The organism is Pseudovibrio axinellae, assembly GCF_900110875.1.
GTDB lineage: Bacteria > Pseudomonadota > Alphaproteobacteria > Rhizobiales > Stappiaceae > Pseudovibrio > Pseudovibrio axinellae.
On sequence record NZ_FOFM01000008.1, the window covers coordinates 1 to 25898 of the forward strand.

Consider the following 25898-nt stretch of genomic DNA (forward strand, 5'->3'; position numbering starts at 1 on the left):
GGAATTTGAACAGCTAAAGCAGCAGGCTAAATCTGAGCCGGTTCACCTTGTGGTCGACAGCACCGGATTGAAAGTATTCGGAGCCGGAGAGTGGCGGGAAAACAAGCATGGAACGGCAGTCAAGCGCCTATCCTCGCGTAAGCTACATCTTGGGAGGAATCTGGACACCGGCGAGATTGTTTGTTCTGAACTGACTGAGGAGAGGGTTGGAGACCCGACGCTCTTGCCCGATTTACTGGACCAGATTGAAGGACCGGTTTCCCGGTTGGGGCTATGACGGAGAGCCTGTCAGCAATGAATTGCAGCGACGCTTTGAAGGTGTCGAAGTCATTACTCCACCGCCTAAAACGCTGTCGTCAGCCTCGGGGCTGAGACCAACCCCACACAGCGGGACCGGCATATTGCTATCATCCAGAGCGAAGGACGGATGGCATGGCAGAAGCAAACCGGGTATACTCAGCGCAGCCGGATTGAAACTCAGATGGGCCGCTTTAAGCAGGTGATTGGCAACAAACTGAAAGCGCGTAACATCAAAAATCAGAGGGCAGAGATAAAAGCTGGCGTCAATGCTCTCAATAAGATGACGATCCTCGGGCGCCCGGCGTTTGAGCGCGTTTTGTGACCCAGACTTAGAGGCGGCGGGGGAACTTTATCTCAGTGCTGACCCGTGCAACACGGCCTCGGAAGACATATATTGGTCAACGCCAGCTAGACTAGGATGTTTGATCCCAGCTTCGAGCGCAAGCCTACGGGTATCATCTCTTTCAAGGGGGAACTGCTCACGGATTTGAATAACTTCACTATGCCATTCCAGCAGCAGGAACACTGAAAGTTCAAGGTCAGATAGTAGATGATGGGTTCTCTTCGATTTATGGCCGAAGACACGGTGTACTCTCCCAAGAGACGGCAAGTCCCGAACAGTCAGTCAGGGCTTATATTCAGAATACTCACCACTGCCCCGTCCCTCTTTAATCATCTTTGCAAACTTGGCGTCAGAAAACGCTTTACTCTTACCTGCCATGAAAAAACCGCCGGTCATTGCTCGCAAAACAAGCATAATACCGGCGGCTTCAGTATGTAACTTTATTACTCAGTATGATACTTTATTACTCTCCCACAAAAAAACATAAGTTTTTTGAGTACTTATTCAACCGTAACCGATTTCGCCAGATTACGTGGCTGATCCACGTCTGTGCCCATAAAGACAGCGGTGTGGTAGGACAGCATTTGCAGTGGCAGAGCGTAGATGAGTGGTGCAACGATTTCAGGAAGCTCTGGCAGAATGATCATCTGGTCAGCAGCAACACCTGCTGCCTCAGCGCCTTTTTCATCTGTGAACAGAGCAATCTCACCGCCACGAGCTGCCACTTCCTGCATGTTGGAAACAGTCTTCTCATAAACACCATCGAATGGCGCGACAACCAGAACCGGCATATTCTCATCAATCAGCGCAATCGGGCCATGCTTCAGCTCACCTGCTGCATAGCCTTCTGCATGAATGTAAGAAAGCTCCTTCAGCTTCAGTGCACCTTCTAGTGCCAATGGGAAGCTTGTACCGCGGCCAAGGAACAACGCATGATGCTTCTTCGACATCCACGGTGCCAGCTTCTCAATCTCTGGCTCTAGTTTCAAAGCCTGCATCGCATGTGCTGGCAATTCAGAAAGAGCGCCAACCAGCTCTTTCTCCTGCTCTTCACTCAAGTTTCCTCGCTGACGACCTGCAAGCACGGCAAGGCTGGCAAGCACAGCCAGCTGGCACGTGAAGGCTTTCGTAGATGCAACACCAATTTCCGGGCCTGCAAAGATCGGGAATACCAGATCAGATTCACGTGCAATCGTGCTCTCTGGCACGTTCACCACCGCACCGATGGTCATGCCCTGCTCTTTACAATAGCGCAGAGATGCCAGCGTATCTGCCGTTTCACCGGACTGGGAAATGAACAGAGCCAGATCGCCTTCTCCCAGAGGCATCTCGCGGTAGCGAAACTCTGAAGCAATATCGATATCTACCGGAAGGCGAGCGTATTTCTCGAACCAGTACTTTGCAGTCAGGCCAGCATAATAGGCCGTACCGCACGCAGAAATCACAAGTCGATTGATCTTGGAGAAGTCAAAGTCATTGCCCTCAGGCAATGCAACTTTACCTTCATTAAACTTCAAGTACTGCGAAATAGCATGGCCCAGAACCTCTGGCTGCTCATGAATTTCTTTGGCCATGAAGTGACGGTAGTTGCCCTTGTCCATCATGGTTGAGCTGACGCTGGACGTTTGAACCAAACGCTCAACAGCAGTGTTGTTCTCGTCAAAGATCTGCGCCCCAGCGCGTGCCAAAACAACCCAATCACCCTCTTCAAGATAGCTGATACGGTCAGTAAAAGGAGACAGCGCAATCGCGTCAGAACCGAGGAACATCTCACCCTCACCATATCCAACAGCAAGTGGCGAGCCGCGACGTGCGCCAATCATCAGATCATCCTGATCGGCAAACAAAATCGCAAGAGAAAAGGCACCTTTCAGGCGACCAAGAACGGCAGCAACAGCATCCTGCGGAGCTTTACCGCTTTTAACTTCGAGCGAAATCAGGTGTGCAACAACTTCAGAATCCGTTTCAGTGGAAAGTTTCACACCTGCACTGCGCACCTCTTCGCGCAGTTCAAGGAAATTCTCGATAATACCGTTGTGGACCACCATGACTCCATCAGAGGCATGTGGATGGGCGTTTTCAACCGTCGGGGCGCCATGCGTGGCCCAACGGGTATGACCAATGCCGCTCATGCCACCAAGAGGGTTATCTTCCAGCACGGCTTCCAGATTACGCAATTTACCTTTTGCACGGCGGCGAACCAGCTTGCCATCTTGGACAGTTGCAATACCAGCAGAGTCATATCCGCGATACTCAAGCCGTTTCAGCGCATCTACCAATAAAGGTGCAACAGGTTTTTGCCCTAAAATACCGACAATACCGCACATAAGTTATCTCCTTGAAATCCCACCTCGCAACCCATGCGAGCATCAAACCTGGGCTCAGTCTTTAGCCGCTGATACCTTGCGAGGGAAATCAATCCGTGTTTCGTTTCATTACAGCTTGAGGAAAATTAGAGATACACACCGTCAACCCAGACAGTGTGCAACAATATTACCTAACCCTTTTTTGCAGCTTTCGCGGCGGCGAGAGTTTCACGCATCGAGCTTGCGCGATTTTCCTTAGTGATCTGCTTCCCGCGGCCAATTGCAAACGCGTTTTCTGGCACGTCAGAAGTTATCACTGATCCTGCTGCCACAAACGAGCCTTTACCAAGTGTAACCGGCGCGACCAACACGCTGTCGGAGCCAACAAAGCTGTCAGCCCCAATATCGGTATGATGTTTCAGGTAGCCGTCATAGTTACAAGTAATCGTGCCTGCACCGATGTTCGATTTGGACCCAATCCGAGCATCGCCGATATAGGAAAGGTGATTTACCTTAGCGCCAGTCTCGATTTTTGCGTTCTTAATTTCAACGAAGTTGCCGATGTGGGCCTCTTCGCCAATCTGGGCACCTGGGCGCAGCCGCGCATATGGACCAATAACCGCACCCGTACTCACATGAGCGCTCTCTAAGTGTGAAAACGCGCGAATCCGAGCACCACTCTCAACCTGGACACCAGGAGCAAACACAACATTAGGTTCCACGACAACGTCTGCCTCGATCTGCGTGTCGTAAGAAAAATATACAGTATCAGGCGCCTGCAAAGTCACGCCGTTTTCCATGAAGGTATCGCGTTGAACCTGCTGGAACACCGTTTCGCAGGCAGCCAATTGAGACCGGTTATTGATGCCTTGCACTTCTTTCTCATCGGCAAGCTCGGAGACAACACGCATGCCTTTTGTTCGGGCAACCTCAACGGCATCGGTCAGATAATACTCGCCCTTAACATTGTCGTTGCGTATCTCTGAAATCAAACTCGGCAGCACTGTGCCCTTAAAGGCCATGATGCCTGCATTACATAAGGAGACGCTGCGCTCTTCATCAGTTGCATCCTTTTCCTCGCGGATCGCAGTGAGCTCCCCGCCACTCTCCAGCAAACGGCCATACCCAAAGGGATTTTCTGCTTCAAAACCAAGCACAACAACATCTGCCCCTTGAGCAAGCCGGCTGCGCAGTCGGTCAAGTGTTTTTGCGGTGACCAACGGCGTATCGCCAAACAATACAAGAACATGTTCGCAGGTTTCTGAATAGGCAGTCTCTGCCGCTTTCACCGCATGTGCAGTGCCCAAACGCTCATGTTGAATATGGCAGGTCGCATGAGGGACGCGAATGGCGACATGCTCCTCTAATTCAGGCATTTGCGGGCCGACGACAACAGCGACCTTGTCCGCTCCTGCCTGTACAACGGAATTGAGAACATGACCCACAAGCGGCAAACCACCTACCTCATGCATAACCTTAGGCAAGGCGGAACGCATTCGCGTTCCTAATCCAGCAGCCAAAACAATCGCCAAACAAGAACTATTGGACATGCAAACCTCTTGGGAACCCTTGAATTTCATACAGACTGGCAATTTGCACGAGAGCTGCAATTTTTCAAAGGAGATCCCTATGCTTTCACCAAGAAATTAAACGTAACCATCAGAAAAGGCGTAATTTGGTTGTTGTATCCCCTCACAGTACGTTTACACCTTATTAACCATAACTAATCAATGTAGCCTAAGTAGATTCAACTGGATTCGAGTGCGAGGCGATTGGAAGCTTTGAAACTTCGCAAAAAAATCATAGAATTACGCGAAGATCCTCAAAAGATGCGTGAACAAATCACTGTCCTTGCATGGGGGCTTTTTGCAGTTTCGTTTGTCGCGCTTGCAGTGTCGGCTGTTCAATTGCCTGGCCAATTTGCCCAACAAAAAAGGCAGTTGCCCCAAGTATCCTATGCTTTACCGGCTTCAGGGCCAGTCGAGACCACGGCGTCTATCGGCCAGAGCCTCTCTCCAAGACATATCCAAGTCTATAGTGGAGTGTTTAATCAGCCTAAACCAGAGCAGTACGCGCGTGATAGCAAAGACTTAGCTGTCGTCCGCACTGAACTAGTCTCCCTGCGCCGTACTATGTTGCACCTTACAGAGCAAAATCGCAGGCTCGCTGTTAGGCTGAATTCTATTGATGTGGCATCGTCCAGCACACAAGATGAACCCAGTACTCAGCTCAAGCAAGCATCTGCCTCTCGTCGCGCTGTTGTGCCAACACCCAAAACCACATCACCTGTAGAAACCTTGCCCGCTCCTGAAACTGCAAATATTCAGGTATACGAAGCATCCGCCAAAGCCCTGCCTCTGAGAGTGTTTACAGCGCCTGTACAGATCAAGGAGGTTGTACTTCCAAAAGCAACTGCACTTCAAACCGTCGCCGCCATACCGACCACAGCGATGCCAGATGAAGAGCTGGACTTTAAAAGAACACCAGAGGCTGGAACCTTTCACCAATCCGGCGCGCGCAAAATAACCCGCACCCGTTTTGCGGTGGATCTGGGGCGCTTTGACGATCAAAATGTTGCAAAAAACAGATGGAAGACACTGAAAGAAGATAACCTAAGCATACTCAGCAGTCTTCAAGAGCGCGTTACATCAACGAATACTGATAGTGGAACCTATTATAGGCTGCTTGCTGGGCCGTTCTTTAATGCAGCAGACACAGCTGTGGTCTGCGCAAGACTGACACGAGAAAAAGTCAATTGCTTGCCGACCGTATTCCAATAGGTTGACTTCATCTTCTTTCACCTGATTTCTGGTTGACTCATTTTCACGAGAGAAATTCCGATCAGATTTTGCAGGTCGTTTTGGAATAGTACACGTGCCGACTTCATCTCCGAGTTCAAATTGGGCCACAACCTATGCCCTGTTGTTTCTTATGCCAGTGTTCATGAGTTCCAACATCATTATTGCCAAGCCTGCAATTGAAAGTACAGAGCCTTGGACCCTCGCGTTTTTCAGGTGGGGCCTTGCCTCCCTCCTCCTGCTGCCATTTACTTTTCGCGAATTAAAAGCCTGCCTGCCAGTTATTCTGAAGAATCTAAAACTGCTGAGCTTTATGGCATTTTTGGCAATGTGGGTTTGCGGTGCAATTGTCTACCTAGCTTTAAAAGAAACATCGGCAACCAATGGCACTTTAATTTATTCTGCAGCCCCTGCCCTGATACTCACGCTTGAATGGCTCTTTCGAGGTCGCAAGGTTGCGTTTCGAGAGTTCATCGGCATCGGTCTTGCAATTACCGGCGTTTTCGTGATTGTGACCAAGGGCTCATTGAATAACCTGCTTAGCCTTCAATTGAACAAAGGTGACTTACTGTTTGCGCTGTGCACCCTAAGCTGGGCTATCTATTCCGTACTTATCAAGAAAAGCCAGTTACAAAGCATCTCAACCGTTCCTTTGTTCGCAGTCCTTTCAATCCTTGGAACCATTTTACTTGCTCCTTTTGCTTTGGGCGAAATGGCTATGACTGCTTCGATCCCCGCAACAAGTGAGGTTTGGCTTTCAATCGCAGGGGTCGCCCTCATCGCCTCAATTGCCTCCTTCCTTAGCTATCAGTACAGCATAAAGTTGGTGGGGCCTTCTATTGCAGGCATGTTTATGTACTTGATGACCCCTTATGGTGTTGGGATGGCCGTTTTGTTTTTAGGTGAAAAATTACAGATGTTCCATTACCTTGGCTTCCTGCCAATTATGGCAGGCCTGTTGCTTGCTACCCTACCCTCAATGGTTTTCAAGAAAACGGCCAGAGCCTGATATTTCCCTTAGTTTAAGGCACAAAAAAAGCAGGCTGACTGGCCTGCTTTTTCGTTTTAATTCTCGCCACATCTTATCCGATTTGTGAAAAGACCGGGAATGTCTCCAGTAACCAGAAAGAAAATGCCTGAATGTAACCGGTCAGGAAACCAACGCCTGTTAACACCAAAAACGCGCCCATGACCTTCTCCACAGTTCCCATGTGTTTTCTAAAGCGCGCCATAAAGCCCATAAACGGGCCCGCAAACATAGCCGCAATCAAAAATGGCACACCAATACCAAGCGAATAGGCCGCCAGCAGAATAACACCCTGATTAACAGAGCTTTGCGTCCCTGCGACCAGCAGGATGCTTGCCAGAACCGGGCCGATACATGGCGTCCAGCCAAACCCGAAAGCCAGCCCCATAAGGTAAGCACCGCCAAATCCACCTGGTTGACGGTCCATCTGTACGCGCGCTTCACGGTACAAAAATGCGATTTTGAAAGCGCCAAGGAAGTGAAGACCCATGATGATGATCATGGCGCCAGCCAAGTACGCAAGAAACTGCGAGTACTGCAGGACAAACTGCCCCAAGAAAGAAGCGCTTGCACCAAGCAGTATAAAGACCGTTGAAAAACCGGCCACAAAACACATGGCAGCAACCATCACTCTGTTGCTCTGGGCGGCACTCTTATTTCGGCTCGTCACCTCTTCAATAGATAAGCCGGCGATGTATCCAAGGTATGGAGGCACAAGCGGTAAAACGCAGGGTGAAACAAAAGACAATATGCCCGCGAAAAATGCCCCCCAAAGGGTAATGTCTTGCAACATGTATTTATCCTAATTCCGTTTGGAATACATCCATTCAGATTTGTGTGCGCTCACGCGTTCATACGCATCAGCACACCGACCCTGAATTGGATCATCAACGTTTGTATATACAATTTTGTTGAGAGTTTGATGTGTTTCGTCAAACAGATGCAAAAAACCTGCGACACTTTTTGGTGAACGGAAACTAGGAGACCCTACTCACCGTTCACCAATCACACAAAATGTGACGCTTAGTTGTCACGAACAACCAGTACTGACTGGTTGGCATGGCGTACGACGCGGGCCGCATTCGGTCCGAGAAGGAAGTCTTTAAGCTCAGGGCGATGAGAGGATAAAACGATCAGATCTGTACCCAGCTTATCTGCAGCACTGGTGATCTCCTCATAAATCGTCCCATGGGCGATATGCCCCTTCACATTAAGTTCTTCTTCAGGAAGCTGTGTATCGAGAAACTGCTCAAGAGCCTCACGTGTACGCTCCAACGCCTCAGTCTCAAACTCGCGAGCAAAGTATCCGCCAACGATTGACTTTCCAAAATCTGGCAGCACCGTCACCACATGCAGCTGGGCCTTGTAATGACGTGCCAAATCAATGGCCACGGGCAGCGCAGTTTTCCAGCTGCTTTCTTCATTCAAGTCCAATGGCAACAAGATATTGGAGTACATTTCCCAACTCCTCAATAGATAAAAACGTTATGGCACAGCCCGCTTAAAAAGCAGGCTGTATTTGGCGCCGGCGTTGAAGCCCGACAACCAGTAAGAGCAAGAGCAAAGCAGGTATATAGAACAGCTCTTTAGGCATGCGTTGTGCGTCAACCTGAGAATTCAAAATCACTACTGGAACATCTCCGTAGAAATCAAAATCCTGCAGCTTTTCAGCAAACTGAGTGCCTGGGAACGGTTCTTCCAACGTCAGTTGGCCATCCATATCCACGGTCACCAAACCTGACGCATTCAACCTTGCTTCAGCGCCTTGCTCGTCTCCAATGGTTAGCGGCAATGTGATTGTCTGGATTTTATCCATGTCATCAAAATCCGGACCTGAGAGGTTTAGACGCACCATATCACCCGGTTGTGCATCTCCCACCATCTGCATGACAGCTGGACCTGTGACAGTTACGTACGGGTCTTGCACCTGATCAAGCCAGAAGCCTGGACGGAACAGCGTGAACGCGATGAGAAGCAGTGCAACAGATTCCCACAAACGCGAACGTGCGAAGAAATACCCCTGCGTAGCGGCTGCAAATAACATCATCGCGACCACCGCCACAACGAAGACAAAGACCGCCTCAAGAGGTTCAACATCGATCAGGAGAAGATCTGTGTTGAAGATGAACAGGAATGGCAACGCTGCTGTACGCAACGAATAAATGAAGCCCTGAACACCCGTCTTGATTGGATCACCACGACTGATCGCAGCTGCGGCAAATGCCGCCAGCCCCACAGGTGGCGTGACGTCGGCCATGATACCGAAGTAGAAGACGAAGAAGTGAACCGCAATCAGAGGAACAATGAAACCGGTCTGTTCACCAAGATCAACCACAACCAGTGCCATCAACGAGGACACAACAAGGTAGTTCGCAGTTGTTGGCAGACCCATGCCCAAGATAAGGCTCATCACAGCAACCAGCACCAGCATCAACAGCAAGTTGCCACCGGAAAGGAACTCCACCAAAGCAGCGATCATCTGATGCATGCCGGTTAGAGATACCGTGCCCACGATGATACCAGCAGCAGCTGTTGCTACTGCAATACCGATCATATTGCGCGCGCCGCCTGTCATGCCTTCTACAAAGTCCACAACACCCTGCCAGATATGGCTTGTTATAGATTCTTTACGGAAGAATGCTTTGAGTGGGTGCTGGGTAACCACAATAAAGATCATGGCCATTGTTGCATAAAACGCTGACAGAGACGGTGAGAACCGCTCAACAAGGATACACCAGATCAGGACAACAATCGGCAGAATAAAGTAGTAACCAGTCCGGCCAACATCGCCAGCTGCAGGCAGTTCTTTCACTGGCGCATTCGGATCATCGACTTCTAGGTCTGGAACCTGCGCAGCAATATAAAGCAAGCCAACATACCCAACTGCAAACAAGGCCAGAACCACTGGGAATGTTAGTGATGGGAAGGCTGTTTTGGTCCATCCAAGGCCGTAATAAACCGCTGCACCAACAATTGTAATCCCGATAAAGCCGGTCAAAACGCCGATCAGACGCTGCAAGATGGTTACGTGTACGGGCGGCTTTGGCAACCCTTTCAGGTTCATCTTCAAGGCTTCAAGGTGCACGATATACACCAGCGCAATGTAAGAGATGACGGCTGGAATGAATGCGTGAATGACGACCTGATGATAGCTGGTACCAGTGAATTCAGCGATCAGGAATGCTGCTGCACCCATCACAGGTGGCATCAGCTGACCATTTACCGAAGACGCCACTTCAACAGCGCCTGCTTTTTCAGCAGGAAAGCCGGTGCGTTTCATCAAAGGAATGGTGAATGTACCTGTGGTCACAACGTTTGCAATGGAAGAGCCTGAGTAAAGACCACTCATTGCAGAAGCAAGAACGGCTGCTTTTGCAGGACCGCCGCGCAAATGCCCTAAAAGCGCAAATGCTGCTTTAATAAAGTAGTTGCCAGCTCCAGCTTTTTCAAGCAGCGAGCCAAACAAAACAAACAGGAAGATCATGGAGGCCGAAACGCCAATGGCGACGCCAAACACGCCTTCCTCTTGGATCCAGTAATGCCACATGGCTTTACCGTAGGACGCTCCGCGCCACTGAATAACTTCCGGCAGAATTGGAGAGTTACCAAACATCGCATAGGCAACGAAAACCGCTGCAACGATCACCAATGGCAAGCCAAGGCTACGATAAACCGCTATCGCGAGCACTGCCAGACCAGTTGAGGCAACGATCAGATCCATCTGCGTTGGAAGGCCAGCGCGATTTCCAAGATCACCGCGCATCACCACAAGGTAGAGACAAGCCGCGGCCCCTAAAAATGCAAGTATCCAATCATACCACGGGATCGTGTTACGCGGACTGCTGGAAAACAGAGGGTAAGCAAACGCTGCAAGCACGAGGCCAAAGGCCAGGTGGATGTTACGCACAGCGGAATCGTTAAAAATGAGATAGACACCAAAGGTATCATTCAGCCAAAATGGAACGTTCGACGCCACGTAGAGCTGAAAAACGGACCAGAAAAAGGCAATGGCCGCAATCATGGTGCCTAAGTTGCCAGTAAGGCTCCGCGCACCGGTATCTGCCTGAGCGACCAATTCTTGCGCATCAACTTGCGCTTTGTGTCGTTCTGGACTCATTTGCACCCCCAAAAACAGTTACCCTTTGCCTTAGCTGGAAAGGCAGAGCAAGGAACCTGCGAAATCTAATAGAAAAACAAAAAAATGCGGGGCACAAAGCGCCCCACATTATCGAAAACCGGGTTAAATTACATCCAACCACGTTCTTTGTAGTACTTCACCGCGCCGTCATGCAGAGGAGCTGTCAAGGAATCCTTGATCATCTCTTCTTCTTTCAGGTTTTTGAACGCAGGGTGAAGCTTTTTGAAGTCATCGAAGTTTTCGAAGACTGCTTTAACGAGTGTGTAAACAACATCATCCGGCACAGCAGCAGAGGAAACGAAGGTCGCGCCAACACCGAAAGTGTTGATGTCTTCTGCGTTGTTGTACATGCCTGCTGGGATAGTGGCTTTACGGTAGAAGGAGTATTTGTCGACCAGGTCGTCAATTGCCTTGCCTTCAAAGTTCACCAAGCGCGCATCACAGGTGCTTACTGTTTCCTGGGTAGATGCAGATGGGTGGCCAACGAGCCAGTAGTACGCATCGATCTTGCCATCACACAAAGCAGAACCAGCTTCAGCGGACTTCAGCTCAGTTGCCAGAGCCAAATCACCAGTGTTGACGATGCCTTCTTTTTCAAGCAGCTGCCAAGTCGCGTACTGGCCGGAACCTGCGTTGCCGATGTTGACTTTCTTACCCTTCAGATCTGTGTAGTTGTTTACACCAGAATCTTTGGAGGTCAGCATGGTCACAGGCTCAGGGTGTACTGAAAATACAGAACGCAGCTCACCAAATGGCTTGCCTTCCCACTGTGCGCGACCATCATATGCGTTCGCCTGAACGTCGGACTGTGCAACACCAAATTCCAATTCACCATTTTGGATGGTGTTGATGTTGTAAACAGAACCGCCTGTGGATTCTACAGAACAGCGAATGCCGTGTTCCTTGCGTGTCTTATTTACAAGACGACAAATCGCACCGCCTGTTGGGTAGTAAACACCGGTTACGCCGCCAGTACCAACAGATACGAAACGATTTTCGGCCGAAGCCCCGGTTGCTACACTCGCAACAATCAGCGCAGCTCCAACTGCAACATTGCTTAGTTTCATATGAACCTCCACTTAAGTTTTAATTGCGCAACACCGTAGCTCACGGTATCACGAAAAAGAATTCTCGGCATTTTAACCATCAGATACGCCTAATTCCCACTGGCATATAACGTAGGATGCCAAAAGCGGGGAACTACGTACACAGCAAATGGGCAGATTACCAGTGAGCTTTCAAAGCTCCTGAAAACAGCAGCGCCCTGCTGCTATTCATCTAACAATCTGATTCAAATGTAATTTTCACGATTTCAAGGCATTTCGCGCCAACGAAAGCCCCACAGATATTTCTCAAAAACAACGTAAAAACGATTAAATTTTGTATGAAAAATATAAAATTGTACACTAAAGTATTATATGTTTCATGAAGTATCACAAGTGAAATCTCACTCAAACCCTACGTTATTATACGTAGGGTACTCATACTAGCCTATCCCGTAGCAGCTCAGTTTTATGCACCAACTTCATAGAGCCAGAGCTCCCAGAAGCGCTCAAAACCACACCACATTCTATATAAGCTCCCTGCCCATCTCTCATGGCTGGATCTCTTTGTTTGATATCGCAGCTTATAACAACTCCTACAAACAACCGGCAAAGAAAGAGCATCAACGATGAAACCAATTCATCCTATGTCATTTAGGATAAGCGGTAGAACCCAAATTGAAGGCTCAGCAATGCAAAATACTGTCTGTGTGGAAAATGAAAAAAAGCACTTGCGCTAAGTCCCTGCGATCCTTAGAAGACCCCTCACAGGCAGCGACCACACCAGACGCTCCTAAGAGCCCGTAGCTCAGCTGGTAGAGCAACTGACTTTTAATCAGTAGGTCCACGGTTCGAACCCGTGCGGGCTCACCATTTAACCTCATGGTATACAAAGAGGTTTAGCAAAGCTCCCTTCCGGGAGCTTTTTTGCATTTGCGCTCCGTGTCATCACTATGTAAGCAAATGAGAGCCTTTCAGAAACCGTATTTGCTCTGCTGAACCTCTCAATTCCTCCATTATTTTACCTTTGGATAAGTTGTGAATGCCGTCACTATCGGTCAGTAGCAAGGCTTTGCGTGAGGTTTGACACAATCCAAGCCGTCAGAACGTTGTCACCGCTTGTCACAGTCTTCACATGCTTCGCTGTCGTCCAAGTCAGATTGACTTATACTCCTCAACCAACTCAGCTTGTTACAGCTATTCATCTGGCAACGGTGAGTTGTCGCTTGATTCCCAACGCAACTGACAGTGACAATCCAAATGCAGAAGGCGAAGCCCGATCAGGTCTAGAGGGGTTGGCCGTCATAAGAGCATTCCTTGAAACAGCGGCAGGAGTGACGGCGATCCGGTTCACTAAAACGGGCAGCCAGTTTCTGACGCTATCCAGATCATGGAACATGACTATACATAGAAGCAACCTTCTCATGCTGGAATAAATCAGTCCAATTTACTTACTTCATAAAGCAACCATAAATTGCATCAGTCAACAAGTGTTAATTGGTGGATGTGCTCCATCAGGAAAGTCACCAATGGCCGCATGGCACAGTTTCCCTCCAGAGATGAACCAAAGCACGCGAGCCAAGTTGAAAGCATTGCTCTAAAAACTTTATCCCCCTGTGCCCAAACACCCCTTACTCTTAGTTGCATGCCCACGTAACGGGCTGCTGGCGGACCGTCCGTCAGTGTGGCGTGGGCTGGGTGGGGCTACTGGGGGAAGTAACGTATCTCTCCAGCAGGTCCGGTGGAACCGATTTTCAGAGGTGACCGCATGCTCTGGAAGGAAGGGCTCAAGGCTGAAGGGCATCACGCGGTGGCAGGCTCCATTGGGGTTTATCAGGGATGAAGGACCTGTTTGGGCAAGGAAACGCCCCCAAACAAGCCCTTATTCTTCCAGGAAACTGGCTATCGTGTCTTTCAGTATAAGAGCGATGTTGTCTATAAAAAAAATGCCCGGGCAAGGCGACAAGCCAATGCCGAAGAAACTAGTTTAATAAGTAGCGCAGGCATTGCCTGCTCGCCTTGCTCACCCCGTATCTGGGGATTTCAGCTTCACCACTGCATGGCCAGCCATGCGGTGCTATTGGCACATGGGGCAGCAGCTCATGATAGACCAGCGGTCGTTGTCGGCTCCTCACCTGCTCGCGGTTTGATGCAAAGGATATGAGAGCACATGAGGAGACCTCCCTGCCCCGAACAGCCCAAGCCCGATGCTGACAGTAAAACGAGCAACTGGCTCATCTCTGGCAAAAGCGGCGTGACAGGCTGCCGGTTTCATCAGTTAGTTTCATTGGTGCCAGGTATCAGGTCGCGACGTTGTTGACAGCACCTCCAAGAAAACTTCTCCTTGCCCTGTCAAGAGTCCAACAAGATTGAAGCCAACCAATGATGTTGAGTTTATAAAACACAAGGATCGCCTGACCCAACGTTTACCTCCGTAATGCCGTTACAAAGGCACTCGCTAATTTCGCTCCGCTCCCATGCCTCAACTCGTCGGCTAGCCGTAATGCGCTCTAAGTCTTGGTCGATGAGAGAAATATGCCCAACCCTTTTGGCATCACCTTGCCCTTCTGAGTATTCTCAAGAAACACCAAAATGCATACGGTTTTGTTCAAGCACACGATCCAGGCGGTCTGCGTATTTTTCGAACCAAGGCTGATTTTTCAGGTCATCGTCATTGACGATAACACCAAGGATGGGTTCTTGCGTTTCAAGCCTTGCATCCAGCGCCGCTTTGATCAGCTGGACAGCCGGACTGTCTGATGTGAAGTTTTCGCGCTCTTCATCACTCTCAGCAATCAGCAGATCATAAACATGCTCATCTCCAGCGCGTGAATAAGCCCACATCACAGATGTTTTCTCGTCTGCACTTACCTGATCAAGAAACTGGATCGACAATTTGATCGCATCCAGGTGGTCATGATTATTAAGAAACTCAGATTTCAGGCTGATTGGGCCCCAGTAGTACCCCATGGCGAGCGCCTGTTGTTGCTGCATCAACCATCTTGCTTGTTCCTGCTCCGATTGAGTAAAAAGCCCACCTTCATTGCTGCTTACCGCAAACAGCGCGCGTCTGTCCAACTCGCCGAATGTGGCATTCCTATCCGCATGAGAATCCTGACCAAAGACACCACTGGCATGCATCTGCTCCAGTCTTGCATCCATGCTGGCACGGGCAGCTTCAGCCACGTCTGCCAGTGAACGATTTTGTGAAAAAACTTCAGACCCCGGGTCCTTAATGGCCGCGGCAAGATTAGTGATCGAAAGCCCTTCATAGCTTGGGTAAAATTGCTCATAATAACTATTAGAAGTTGTCGTCTGCTGGCTGACTTGCGCGACTGCGAAAAGGGCCTCCACTGAAAGGGAGGCAGCTGCTGCACCCGTTCCGGCGAGCGATTCAGAAGATTTACTTTGTTCTTGCTCAGCAGGAGTGTTTGCCGCAGCATCTTCAGTTCTGTTTTCTTCGAGTTTCAACTGGCCGTGATAGCTGCCAAATGCAGCAATTGAAGATACTGACATCTAATTTAACCTATGTAGAATCGATATGAACTGGTATAGTTACTTAAACTTGAGCGAAGCTTTCTGCGGAAGCTTGGATTTTTTATTATTAACTCACAGTAAACCCGATGCTTGACCGCAAACTCGTCTGTTTATTGATACTTACCGGCCAGGCTGGAATAATAGGATGCCTTAAAGCTAGATTTGGGATGAACCATAGATATTAAACCGAGACCTAACCACGCTCGAATCAATCAGTGCGGAACTTGCTCTAGCGTGCAAGCATTCCATGTCAGCCAGCGCATCCCGAAAATATGAAGGTTGATATGCGGGTGTTTCTCTATCTCTTCAATCGATTCTACCATCTATTTAGGCAAGCGTTCGCTATTTGATACTGCTGCAAGCATCTGGCTCTCGAAGAAAACATACACAAAGCGCCAAGCCTGCTGGCAGGCGCACCTAGCGTAATCGGTACTTTTTGGAGAAAGCCACGTTGCGTTTACCTATTTCTGATCTTGTAGAGCTAACTGGCGCAACTTGAGCCTTGCAAGAAGATTTGAGCAGGAATGCTTATTGAGTTTCGAAGGCCGCTTTTCACTGGCGCAAATGATGTGTCAGGGCACTCAACGGTGCCGCGTTTTCCTGGTATCGGCCCGCTCTGACCACTCAGAATTCTCCGCAAAGCACAAAAGAAAGCTGCTCTGCTGAACCCACGCGTTGATCAAACCGGAGACCCCATGCCTGACTCTCAAGCCCCAAGAAAAGCTTCCGATCTTCTTGTCGCCGCATTGGAGGCAGAAGGCGTCGAATACGTTTTTGCCGTTCCCGGCGAAGAAAACCTTGACGTGCTGGAAAGTCTGCGCACATCCACAATCGAGCTGGTGCTGAACCGACATGAACAAGGTGCAGCCTTTATGGCCGCCACGTATGGGCGCCTGACTGGTAAGGCTGGCGTGTGTATGGCAACCCTTGGCCCTGGCGCCACCAACTTTACCACCCCGGCGGCCTATGCCTATCTGGGCGGCATGCCGCTGATCATGATCACGGGCCAAAAACCAATCAAACAATCCAAGCAGGGGCAATTTCAGATTGTTGACATCGTTAATCTGTTTGAACCCATTTGCAAAATGTCCAAACAGATTGTGCATGGCAACACTATTCCTGCGGTGGTCCGCGAAGCTTTTCGCGTGGCTGAGGAAGAACGCCCCGGCTCCGTCCTGTTAGAACTTCCCGAAGATATCGCCATTGAAGAAACGAATGAATCTGTCCTGCAACCCCACCCCCGCTACTACGCTATTGCAGGTGATACAGTACTCAATGAAGCAGCGGAGATGATCCGCAACGCGAAAATGCCATTGATGTTGCTGGGCGCAGGTGCCAACCGAAAGGACGCACATGCGATCTTAGGTGACTTTGCTGAAAAGACGCAGATTCCTTTTTTCAACACACAGATGGGCAAGGGTGTCATAGACGAACGCTCCCATCTTTTTCTGGGCACCGCGGCACTTTCTGATGGCGATTATGTGCACTGTGCTATTGCACGTGCCGATCTGATCATCAATGTGGGTCATGACGTGGTTGAAAAGCCCCCCTTCTTGATGGAGGAAGGCGGCACCAAGGTTATCCATATGAATTATAAGGCAGCGCAGGTCGACCAGGTCTACTTTCCTCAGGTTGAGGTGGTGGGAGATCTGGCCCGTTCTGTTGAACGTCTTGGGGATATTTTGGGTGGCCCACTGGAGTTTGACCACAGCTACTTCGAGCGCATCAAGCAAGAGGTAGATCTACATACCTCAGAAGGTAGCGAAGACCCCCGTTTCCCGGTGATCCCGCAGCGACTGGTCGCAGACACGCGCAAAGTCATGGGCGACTTCGATATCATTTCGCTCGACAACGGCATCTATAAGATTTGGTACGCTCGTAACTACAAGGCTCATCAACCCAACACAGTTCTCTTAGACAATGCGTTGGCAACAATGGGCGCAGGCCAAGCCTCTGCAATGATGGCAGCAAAGCTCAACCCAAACCGGCGTGTGATGGCAATTTGCGGCGACGGAGGCTTTATGATGAATTCTCAGGAGCTGGAAACCGCTGTTCGTCTAAAACTTAATTTGGTGATCACTGTGCTTAATGACAGCGCCTATGGCATGATCCGTTGGAAACAGGCCCATGCCGGCTTTAAGGACTGGGGGCTTCAGTTCGGCAACCCGGATTTCGTAGAATATGCCAACAGCTTCGGTGCCACTGGTCACAGGATTACCCGTACCGAGGATTTGGTCCCCACGTTTGATGAAGCCTTTGCAGAAGGTGGCGTACACCTCGTTGATGTCCCGGTTGATTACAGCGAAAACAAACGGGTTCTGATTGATGAACTTGCAGCAAAGGTGTGCTTGTTATGAGCAAAACGCTGGAGGTCGTGAACCCCTACAGTTTGGCACCTGTCGGGCACGTCACAACGAGTGACTGGAAGGGGGTCAACGCACTGCTGGAAACAGCGCATACCCTCTTTCGCCAAAGTAACAGCAGGATTCCTGCCTATCAGCGGATCACTATACTCAAGAAAGTTGCCCACCTCATGGAGGAGCGGTTTGAGGAACTGGCCTTGCAAATCGCCAGTGAGGGCGGCAAGCCACTGGTCGATGCCCGCGTTGAAGTCAAACGTGCCATAGACGGGGTGGAGCTTTGCGTGCACGAAATAGGTCAACTGACTGGCCGGGAAATTCCCATGGAGCTGACAGAGGCTGGCTCAGGGCGCATCGCCTTTACACAGCGTGAACCAATCGGCGTCGTCGTCGCTGCTAGCGCCTTCAACCACCCCTTGAACTTGATCGTGCATCAAGTAGCACCTGCAGTAGCAACCGGCTGCCCGGTCATTGTCAAGCCTGCCCCTGACACCCCTTTGAGCTGCCTTGCCTTCGTCAGTATGTTATATGAGGCGGGCTTGCCTCAAGATTGGTGCCGCGCGGTTATCTGCGACAACGCGGTAGCTGAACAAATGATCACCGACACAAGGGTCGGCTTCCTCTCCTTCATCGGGTCCGCACGCGTCGGCTGGATGCTGCGTTCAAAGTTAGCCCCTGGTACGCGCTGCGCGTTGGAACATGGCGGCGCCGCGCCAGTCATCGTTGCGCAAGATGCGGACATTAATGCAATGATCCCGCTGCTTGCTAAGGGTGGTTTCTATCATTCCGGTCAGGTGTGCGTTTCCGTCCAGCGCGTATTTGCGCCCAAAGCCAAGGCAAAAGAAATTGCACAAAAGCTGGCAGACGTTGCCACCGCACTAAAAGTTGGCGATGCAACTGACCCCACAACCGATTGCGGCCCGCTGATCCGCCCCGCCGAAGTCGATAGGGTTGAAGCTTGGGTCGATGAAGCAATAGCGGGAGGCGCAAAACTAATCGCCGGAGGTAAACGTTTGGGCGCAACCACTTACGCCCCAACCGTGTTGTTGGACCCACCATCTGACGCTCGCGTCTCGCAATCGGAAATCTTTGGTCCTGTAATCTGTGTTTACACGACTGATAGTACAGCGGAGGCAATTGAAACTGCAAACAGTTTGCCCTTCGCCTTTCAGGCCGCGGTCTTCACCAAAAGCCTTGAAACAGCAATGCAAGCCGTGCACGAACTAGATGCCACCGCCGTCATGGTCAACGACCACACTGCCTTTCGTGTCGACTGGATGCCCTTCGCAGGCCGCCGCCACTCTGGCTACAACACCGGCGGAATTGGCTACACCATGCATGACATGACACAGGACAAGATGGCAGTAATCAAGTTGGTTTGAAGCCTACTTGAAAAATTAGATGACAACACCGTGTCAGACCATGCAAAGTTTTGGCATAACAAAACTGCCTAGAAATGAATTTAAGAAAAACGCGTAAGCCATTGAAATCAAAAGATTTACTTTTGCACATACCGATTGCTTACGTCATCACGAATTACTCATACGAAAGCCGGAGAAACCACTTCGAGCAACTAGTACATAGTCAAGGATAACAAGTAGAGGAAGTTAATAATATTTTGCTATATTGCACAATAAACACACCAACGCCCATTTAAAGTAATATAGAGAATACATTTCATTAAAAATAAAGAATACATATTTTTCGTGCGTCAATTACCATCACACTCAAAGCTCGACATCATCTGTAATTATTTCCAATACTAAGATTAACTGAGATAACTAGTGCCATGAAAACCTGTAAGAAAGATACTCTTTTCCAAGCCGAGAAAAGCGGCAACGGTGTGCAACCAAAAGGGACATACGAAGATAGCAAAACGGCGATGGCAGAATCTTTGAGACTTGATTTGCCTCCATCGCCAAAGCACATTGAGATAAACAACAGGCTAGTTGCTTGGGAAGCTTACCTGGGGATCGGAAAAGTATCCTCGTTTCCTACTATGTTACATATAGGTCTCAACGATGTCTGTAACGCACGCTGTGCTTTTTGTATGTATGACCCCGAGCGTTCAACATCAAACAGGGTGCAGGTTGAAGATATAAAGCGTGCAAAATGGTTGAAATATGTGCACACAATTCTACCAAACGCTGGGTTGAGTGACCCATTAACACATCCAGAAATTGCCAAGATTCTGGATGCCATACACAAAAACGCTCCTTACATTAAGATGCACCTTACGACAAATGCATCGCTTCTGGACAATCAGTTGACTTCGATTTTAGCCGGATACCTTTCCTTAATAATTGTCTCTCTGAATGCGGCCAGAAAAGAGACCTATGAGTTCCTTATACCTCCTCTCAAGTGGGAGAAAACGATAGGCAACTTACGTGATCTTCAAAAGGTAAAGGCAGAACGTCAGGCACACCTGCCAGAAATCCAGGCGGGCTACGTTTTGAACAAACACAACTTTGAAGAATTACCTGAACTACCAGCAGTATTGGCTTCACTTGATATTAGATCCGCACGTATCATAGAAATGGCAGTACCGGGCACGATCAAAAGTCGGGCACTTCTAACTGTCGATGACGTTGTTCCCGATGACAAACAGAGGGTATCTAGTGTATTTCATGAATTTCGTAAGGAGTGTATAAAATATAATATCAACTTAACTCAACCCATGCCTAAACTATAAAATATCTATTCAGTCTCTAATTAATATGTTGATTCATTTATTTGGAGTATGTCATTGAATAAATTATCAAATATTTTAAAGAACTGCGAAGAACTGTTCAACGTTAAAATATTAAAGCACGCCACACCTGATCACTCCATGAGCTCCAGCGTTACTACTGCAACCAGTTCACAGACAAAAAGTAAGCGGCTAACACCTGACGAGAAACGTGAGATCTACCTTCACTATGGAAAAGAGGGGCTTAGTATCTCGAAAGAGTTTCTAAAACAAATTGCTTTGGGTGAAGCGCCATTTTGTACCTACCCATGGAAGCGCCTTGATATTGTATCAGGTGATAACCGGACCAAAGTTTGCTCTGATTTCCCAACTCGATTACCGGTTTTCAACTGGCCAACGACTGAGGACTTCCACAATGAGAACAACATGTGGAACCATCCATTTATGCAGTATATGAGACAAAATATGGGCACCACCAGTGCTGTGCCTTATTGTGATCTTTGTGTTCGTGCGAATAAACGATCTCCAAAAAACTTTGATTGGAGAGACACAGCTCGAAGCGAAACGAAAAAAATATTCACCAAAATTGAAAGTGAACGCATTGCTAAGTCTTACCGAGGTTGTGTGAACAAAGAACTGGTTAATTCTTATAATGAACTTCTTTGGAAACAACGTTCAACGGTACCATTTCATCGCTCAATTGACGAGTACAGAAAGCAGATCTGGATTAATAACTTACATAATTCGGGCAGCTTGCTTCAAATTGGAGTGAAGAAACCTGCATATTCCATCTTTCTAGCGGAGGCAAATGAGAATCTGGACATTGCTGACTTTAGCAAGGATCGTTTGAAGTTAGCTGCCAACACTTTGGAACATTTCGGGCTCAGCACTTCACAACATCACCTCAATGGATCTGGTAAACTTCCGTTTGCAGATAGTTCATTTAATGCTGTTTGGATAGATGGAGAAATTATATACTCAGCTAATCGTGAGTTTCTTTTTTCTGAACTTCGGCGCATTCTGAAACCAAATTCTCGATTGCACGTAAATCGTGCATTTAGTGTAGGTGAACTGCTTCGCAGATTTTTGAATGCCCCAACAAACTTATCCGGATGCGAGGTTACTGCCAACATGTCTGCTGATAATAACTGGGCTCGGCAGGGAGAAGACATTCTGCAATGGCAGGCAGATTGTGTTCGATCACCCCATTTTGATGAGCTCGAACTGCCTAGGGATGCTAACCAAAAAAATTCAGGAAGGCAGTTTGACGCGATAGCTGCGCGAAGTGCTTTAATCTGCGGACAACACTATTCTCAACCCGGAAATTTCTTTTACGCGGACAGTGTTCGACGAGTACTACGGAAGCTAGGGGTTACACTTGATGTCATCAAAGGGATAAGCGTTAACCGTCTACCTACAAGCGCTCTAAGCAAGCTATCACTCGCTTTCCTTGCTAACGACCACGAATTGACAGCAGCACTTAAGCAGTATGGTGAACAAAACCCCTACACTCATGCTAGCCTAGCTACTTATAGTGCTTTCATTTCATTTAATGCTATCGTAAATAAGGAAACTCAGAAGAAGGTGCCATCAACTTAACTTGAATTTGGCGGCAAGAGCTTTCACCATGCGGATTTCAAGCGCGAAGCATAGCTGCCTGTTTCCATTGTGAGAAAGCGTGATGCGATGAAGATGAATGTCGATTGCAGAACGTTGGTGGCGAGGTGGAACGAACAGATTACGTAAGCCTGCGAAGACTGCCAGAAATCTTTGTAGCTGGCCCCGCGACATGAACTTTTGCATGCCCCTTTCGCGTTTTCGCAAGGGCAAATGCGAGTTCTCTGCACGATTGTTTAAGCGCTTGTGGCTGCGGTGCTGGACAGCTGGCATCACTTTGCGTTTTGCCGCCCGATAGGAAGACAGTTTGTCGGTAATAATTCGTTTTGGAGTAACGCCCTGACTTGATAACAAACGGTCAATAAACATTTGGCAGCCTTGGTATTGCGCCGTTTTTGAAGGATTTCGTCCAGAATGTAACCATCCTGATCAACGGCCCGCCACAAGCAATATCGCTGACCCTATATCTTGATAATAACCTCATCAAGATACCAGATATCCGAGCTTTGTGCTCTTTTGCGGCGCAACCGACGACTGTAAGCTGGACCAAACTTGATCCCCCACTTGCGGATGGTTTCATAGGACAGGGTAATGCCGCGCTCCAGCAGCATTTCTTCCACCTCGCGCAGGCCGAGGGAGAAGCGGTGATAGAGCCAAACAACGTGAGCGATAATCTCGGGTGTAAAACGATGGCGCTTTAACTGATCGCAGCTGAGGTCATACGCCTCTGCTATCATATCAATCTGGCCCGAAAGTTAACGTGACATCACCATTGCGAGACATGCTGGACAAGCTAAAGCGAGACCAGATCAGCAACAACATGCTCTCAACTCATGTTTTGACGAATACCAGGGGCAAACCCTAGACCACTGATGGGTTTCTAAGCTCGTGGGGAAAGGCAATCAAGAAAGTCGGGATTGAAGGATTACAATTTAATGATCTAAGGGGAACAGCCGTTACATCATGGGCGGAGGCAGAAGCAACCGTCCCAGAAATTGCAGCCCTATCCGGGCATAGTCTGAAGGATGTGAAAAAGTTCCAAAAGGCCAACAATCCGCACAAACTGTTGAAATCCTTTTGTTCCTGCCCAATCCCACTTAATCCCGTAACTTTTCCATTACTCCCGTTCGTTCTTGCGCCTTACACAAAAGTGTAAAACAGGCTGTAAAACATTCGCGTTGAGCGAAAATTAAAGCCTACTAACCAATTGAAAAATAATGGCGACCCCTGCAGGATTCGAACCTGCGACCGTCGGCTTAGAAGGCCGGTGCTCTATCCAGCTGAGCTAAGGGGCCGCGTTGCCAAAGGGCAATCACATCGCCCTTCACATGAGTTGCTTAATAAGGGTGTTGGAGAATAATCTCAATGCAGAAACTCAATGTGTCCACGGAGATAATCTGTCAAAACGGAAATTATCTGAATATGACGCCCGACGGAGCTTTCGCTTGCTCTCTTCATCAACGCGAAATTCGATTTTATTGCGCATCGCATAGGCGATCGCCTCATCTTTTGTCGGAAACTTAAGCCGCACCTGCTGCTTCATATCCGACGAAGATGTATAGCCCATCAAAGGGTCAATGGACTTTGGAGACTGCGGATCAAAATCCAGCACCCAACTGTTTGTTTTAGCTGTTCCTGACTGCATTGCAGTTTTTGCTGGATTATAAATGCGAGCTACCATGTAACCTCCCTCTTCCGCAATCGACTTGAAAACACGCTTTCCAGTGCGGTATACCAGTTTTTCTTTTTCTTCTCCAATTATGCCATTGGTGTCAATGCACTTGGTAAAGCTATACAAATTTCTCTTAGTAAATAACTATAGATGCACTTATTGCGGCATTAAGTGCAATATTTGCGGTTTTAGCATCAGTATTAATAGATTAAAAGATCATCTATATAGTATTAAGGACCCTACACTATTTCCTAATATTTCTCTGAGGTGTGACTTATTGGAAGTTTATGGGTATTTTTAACTTGAAATATACCGGAGACAAAACTAGTTTGCCCGCGAACTGAGTGTTCATTGGAAATAAAAGCGCTTGAAGGTAGCTTTAATACACAAAGTCCCTAAAAGCCTTTATGTCAAGTCACTCGTTTATTGGCATTGATGCCGCATTTAAAGACATGCACCCGCCCCTCCAAATCGATTGATACGGGGTTAGGTGCAAAATCGCTGTTTGGCTTTTTGTCAAACGCTGGTGCATGAGAAACTACGCGAAGAAGACGCGGCGAAAAAAGTATACAGCATGTCTAACCTTAGAAAAAAGCCGACTCTAGACAAAGACTTAGAAAAGTTCAGCAGACTAGAGCTGGCCGGCAATGCAATGGCGCGCCCATTGATTGCCCCTGCGGTCGCATTTGTTTTTCTTATGTTCGCTATGGCGATGGCTGGGTTTTATGTCTCAGACCATCCAAACGCTATAATTATTGTTGCAGCTGCAGGAATTGGTGCCTATCTGGCAATCAACATCGGCGCAAATGATGTAGCAAACAACGTCGGCCCTTCAGTGGGTTCCAAAGCCCTCACAATTGGCGGCGCACTCATACTTGCTGCCATCTTTGAAAGCGCGGGCGCATTGATTGCTGGGGGCGATGTTGTAAAGACGGTCTCAAAGGGCATTATCGATCCGACACAAGTTGGCGACTACACCAACTTTGTGAAGTTGATGCTTGCAGCATTGATTTCTGCGGCTGTCTGGTTGAATTTGGCAACATGGATCGGCGCGCCGGTTTCTACCACCCACTCCATTGTTGGGGGTGTTATGGGCGGCGGCATCGCGGCGGCTGGCTTCGGCTCCGTTAGCTGGGATACCATGTCTGGGATCGCTGCCAGCTGGGTGATCTCCCCCGTGCTTGGCGGCATCGTTGCTGCCCTGTTTCTAGCCTTCATCAAGACCTTCATCATCTACCAACACGATAAAATCGCAGCCGCGCGCAAATGGGTTCCCTTACTCATAGCTATTATGGCTGGTGCATTTGCATCTTATCTGGCGATGAAGGGCCTTAAGAAAATCGTGAAGGTAGAGATCGAAATCGCTCTTTTGCTTGGGGCCATCGCATTTTTCGTTGCTCTCGTTGTTTGTCGGCCACTTATCCGCAAACAATCTGAAGGCATGGAAAATCGCAACCAGTCCCTGCGTGTCCTGTTCCGCTGGCCTCTGATTTTTTCCGCAGCACTGCTTTCGTTCGCACACGGTGCCAACGATGTTGCAAACGCAATTGGCCCGCTCGCAGCAATCGTGCACACCATACAAGAAGGTGGCATCGCAAAGTCAGTTACAATTCCGATCTGGGTGATGTTGATTGGCGCATTTGGGATCTCTTTTGGACTCATGCTGTTCGGGCCAAAGCTGATCCGCATGGTCGGTGAAAAAATCACCAAGCTTAATCCAATGCGTGCGTACTGTGTTTCATTGTCTGCTGCGATCACCGTGATCTTCGCAAGCTGGTTAGGCCTTCCAGTGAGCTCAACTCACATTGCGGTCGGAGCAATATTTGGCGTTGGCTTCTTCCGTGAATGGTACACAATGAAGTCCAAACGCCGCATTGCTTTCGTCAAACAAACCACCGGCATGGATACCTACAAGCTCAACCATGCTAAGCAAGATGAGAAACGTCGACGCTTGGTTCGCCGCTCTCATTTCATGACTATTATTGCAGCGTGGATCATCACCGTACCACTGGCGGCAGTCTTATCCGCCGCGCTATACTACCTGCTGGATCTCTTCCTGCTATAAAAC

Annotated in this window: 18 protein-coding genes, 2 tRNA genes and 1 pseudogene; 10 read left to right on the forward strand and 11 right to left on the reverse strand. The window is 48.8% G+C overall.

Annotated elements, in window-relative coordinates:
• Both BMZ51_RS23925 and BMZ51_RS23930 read left to right on the forward strand, forming a co-directional pair.
• Positions 1-277, forward strand: a 277-nt coding sequence (locus tag BMZ51_RS23925) for a transposase (protein WP_139201414.1), incomplete at its 5' end; no start/stop codon positions are given.
• Positions 278-427: 150 nt separating this feature from the next.
• A complete protein-coding gene (locus BMZ51_RS23930; RefSeq protein ID WP_139201415.1) occupies positions 428-622 on the forward strand; it encodes a hypothetical protein in 195 nt (64 codons plus the stop codon).
• A 521-nt stretch (positions 623-1143) separates the two neighbouring features.
• On the opposite strand, the gene glmS is transcribed toward BMZ51_RS23930, so the two are convergent.
• Both glmS and glmU read right to left on the reverse strand, forming a co-directional pair.
• Positions 1144-2970 carry a glutamine--fructose-6-phosphate transaminase (isomerizing) gene (gene glmS / locus BMZ51_RS16810; RefSeq protein ID WP_068011309.1) on the reverse strand — a complete coding sequence of 609 codons (1827 nt, stop codon included), beginning with the start codon at positions 2968-2970 and terminating at the stop codon, positions 1144-1146.
• 170 nt (positions 2971-3140) lie between these two features.
• The gene (glmU, locus tag BMZ51_RS16815) at positions 3141-4499 is read right to left on the reverse strand and encodes a bifunctional UDP-N-acetylglucosamine diphosphorylase/glucosamine-1-phosphate N-acetyltransferase GlmU (RefSeq protein ID WP_068011313.1); all 1359 of its coding nucleotides are present in this window, start codon (positions 4497-4499) and stop codon (positions 3141-3143) included.
• Positions 4500-4730: 231 nt separating this feature from the next.
• Between glmU and BMZ51_RS16820 the strand changes: the two genes are divergently transcribed.
• On the forward strand, positions 4731-5729 hold the full coding sequence (locus tag BMZ51_RS16820) for an SPOR domain-containing protein (RefSeq protein ID WP_208979546.1): 999 nt from the start codon (positions 4731-4733) through the stop codon (positions 5727-5729).
• Positions 5730-5823: 94 nt separating this feature from the next.
• Positions 5824-6756 carry a DMT family transporter gene (locus BMZ51_RS16825; protein WP_275078231.1) on the forward strand — a complete coding sequence of 311 codons (933 nt, stop codon included), beginning with the start codon at positions 5824-5826 and terminating at the stop codon, positions 6754-6756.
• Positions 6757-6829: 73 nt separating this feature from the next.
• Here the strand turns inward: BMZ51_RS16825 and BMZ51_RS16830 are convergent, their stop codons facing one another.
• From BMZ51_RS16830 to BMZ51_RS16845, 4 genes are all read right to left on the reverse strand, one after another.
• Entirely contained in the window at positions 6830-7567 is a 738-nt protein-coding gene (locus BMZ51_RS16830) for a cytochrome c biogenesis CcdA family protein (RefSeq protein WP_068011304.1), read from the reverse strand.
• Between the two features lie 230 nt (positions 7568-7797).
• Complete coding sequence (locus BMZ51_RS16835) at positions 7798-8232, reverse strand: universal stress protein (RefSeq protein ID WP_068011303.1); 435 nt, start codon at positions 8230-8232, stop codon at positions 7798-7800.
• A gap of 43 nt (positions 8233-8275) precedes the next feature.
• Entirely contained in the window at positions 8276-10891 is a 2616-nt protein-coding gene (locus BMZ51_RS16840) for a TRAP transporter permease (protein WP_068011302.1), read from the reverse strand.
• 128 nt (positions 10892-11019) lie between these two features.
• Positions 11020-11979: a TAXI family TRAP transporter solute-binding subunit gene (locus tag BMZ51_RS16845; protein ID WP_068011301.1), complete on the reverse strand. Its 960-nt coding sequence runs from the start codon at positions 11977-11979 to the stop codon at positions 11020-11022.
• 773 nt (positions 11980-12752) lie between these two features.
• Here BMZ51_RS16845 and BMZ51_RS16850 point away from each other — a divergent pair.
• Positions 12753-12828, forward strand: a tRNA-Lys gene (locus tag BMZ51_RS16850).
• Positions 12829-14532: 1704 nt separating this feature from the next.
• Here BMZ51_RS16850 and BMZ51_RS16855 read toward each other — a convergent pair.
• Entirely contained in the window at positions 14533-15471 is a 939-nt protein-coding gene (locus BMZ51_RS16855; RefSeq protein ID WP_068010765.1) for a hypothetical protein, read from the reverse strand.
• A gap of 716 nt (positions 15472-16187) precedes the next feature.
• Here BMZ51_RS16855 and BMZ51_RS16860 point away from each other — a divergent pair.
• The 4 genes from BMZ51_RS16860 (at position 16188) to BMZ51_RS16875 (ending at position 22140) form a co-directional block, all read left to right on the forward strand.
• On the forward strand, positions 16188-17849 hold the full coding sequence (locus BMZ51_RS16860; RefSeq protein WP_068010763.1) for an acetolactate synthase large subunit: 1662 nt from the start codon (positions 16188-16190) through the stop codon (positions 17847-17849).
• Complete coding sequence (locus BMZ51_RS16865) at positions 17846-19234, forward strand: aldehyde dehydrogenase family protein (protein WP_068010761.1); 1389 nt, start codon at positions 17846-17848, stop codon at positions 19232-19234. Before BMZ51_RS16860 ends, BMZ51_RS16865 begins: the two co-directional genes overlap by 4 nt.
• Before the next feature lie 407 nt (positions 19235-19641).
• Positions 19642-20544, forward strand: coding sequence for a radical SAM protein (locus BMZ51_RS16870; RefSeq protein ID WP_068010759.1), 903 nt, complete (start codon positions 19642-19644; stop codon positions 20542-20544).
• Between the two features lie 54 nt (positions 20545-20598).
• Positions 20599-22140 carry a class I SAM-dependent methyltransferase gene (locus BMZ51_RS16875; RefSeq protein WP_161941257.1) on the forward strand — a complete coding sequence of 514 codons (1542 nt, stop codon included), beginning with the start codon at positions 20599-20601 and terminating at the stop codon, positions 22138-22140.
• Here the strand turns inward: BMZ51_RS16875 and BMZ51_RS24750 are convergent.
• The 4 genes and pseudogenes from BMZ51_RS24750 to BMZ51_RS16890 all read right to left on the reverse strand — a co-directional run bounded on the left by BMZ51_RS24750 (position 22132) and on the right by BMZ51_RS16890 (position 23839).
• A pseudogene (locus BMZ51_RS24750) lies at positions 22132-22604 on the reverse strand (DDE-type integrase/transposase/recombinase). The gene BMZ51_RS16875 and the pseudogene BMZ51_RS24750 overlap by 9 nt on opposite strands.
• Positions 22605-22619: 15 nt before the next feature.
• Complete coding sequence (locus BMZ51_RS24755) at positions 22620-22895, reverse strand: hypothetical protein (RefSeq protein ID WP_425287458.1); 276 nt, start codon at positions 22893-22895, stop codon at positions 22620-22622.
• 481 nt (positions 22896-23376) lie between these two features.
• Positions 23377-23453, reverse strand: a tRNA-Arg gene (locus BMZ51_RS16885).
• Positions 23454-23533: 80 nt separating this feature from the next.
• A complete protein-coding gene (locus tag BMZ51_RS16890) occupies positions 23534-23839 on the reverse strand; it encodes an ETC complex I subunit (protein WP_068007777.1) in 306 nt (101 codons plus the stop codon).
• Positions 23840-24404: 565 nt separating this feature from the next.
• Between BMZ51_RS16890 and BMZ51_RS16895 the strand changes: the two genes are divergently transcribed.
• Complete coding sequence (locus BMZ51_RS16895; RefSeq protein WP_175485039.1) at positions 24405-25895, forward strand: inorganic phosphate transporter; 1491 nt, start codon at positions 24405-24407, stop codon at positions 25893-25895.
• Positions 25896-25898 lie beyond the last annotated feature (3 nt).

Bases quoted from the DNA above. Each gene is read 5' to 3' on its own strand.
- BMZ51_RS16895 (WP_175485039.1), top strand. From the start codon at position 24,405: ATGTCTAACCTTAGAAAAAAGCCGACTCTAGACAAAGACTTAGAAAAG.
- BMZ51_RS16865 (WP_068010761.1), top strand. From the start codon at position 17,846: ATGAGCAAAACGCTGGAGGTCGTGAACCCCTACAGTTTGGCACCTGTC.
- glmS (WP_068011309.1), bottom strand. From the start codon at position 2,970: ATGTGCGGTATTGTCGGTATTTTAGGGCAAAAACCTGTTGCACCTTTA.
- BMZ51_RS23930 (WP_139201415.1), top strand. From the start codon at position 428: ATGGCATGGCAGAAGCAAACCGGGTATACTCAGCGCAGCCGGATTGAA.
- BMZ51_RS24755 (WP_425287458.1), bottom strand. From the start codon at position 22,895: ATGATAGCAGAGGCGTATGACCTCAGCTGCGATCAGTTAAAGCGCCAT.
- BMZ51_RS16870 (WP_068010759.1), top strand. From the start codon at position 19,642: ATGAAAACCTGTAAGAAAGATACTCTTTTCCAAGCCGAGAAAAGCGGC.
- BMZ51_RS16835 (WP_068011303.1), bottom strand. From the start codon at position 8,232: ATGTACTCCAATATCTTGTTGCCATTGGACTTGAATGAAGAAAGCAGC.
- glmU (WP_068011313.1), bottom strand. From the start codon at position 4,499: ATGTCCAATAGTTCTTGTTTGGCGATTGTTTTGGCTGCTGGATTAGGA.
- BMZ51_RS16860 (WP_068010763.1), top strand. From the start codon at position 16,188: ATGCCTGACTCTCAAGCCCCAAGAAAAGCTTCCGATCTTCTTGTCGCC.
- BMZ51_RS16830 (WP_068011304.1), bottom strand. From the start codon at position 7,567: ATGTTGCAAGACATTACCCTTTGGGGGGCATTTTTCGCGGGCATATTG.
- BMZ51_RS16845 (WP_068011301.1), bottom strand. From the start codon at position 11,979: ATGAAACTAAGCAATGTTGCAGTTGGAGCTGCGCTGATTGTTGCGAGT.
- BMZ51_RS16840 (WP_068011302.1), bottom strand. From the start codon at position 10,891: ATGAGTCCAGAACGACACAAAGCGCAAGTTGATGCGCAAGAATTGGTC.
- BMZ51_RS16890 (WP_068007777.1), bottom strand. From the start codon at position 23,839: ATGGTAGCTCGCATTTATAATCCAGCAAAAACTGCAATGCAGTCAGGA.
- BMZ51_RS16855 (WP_068010765.1), bottom strand. From the start codon at position 15,471: ATGTCAGTATCTTCAATTGCTGCATTTGGCAGCTATCACGGCCAGTTG.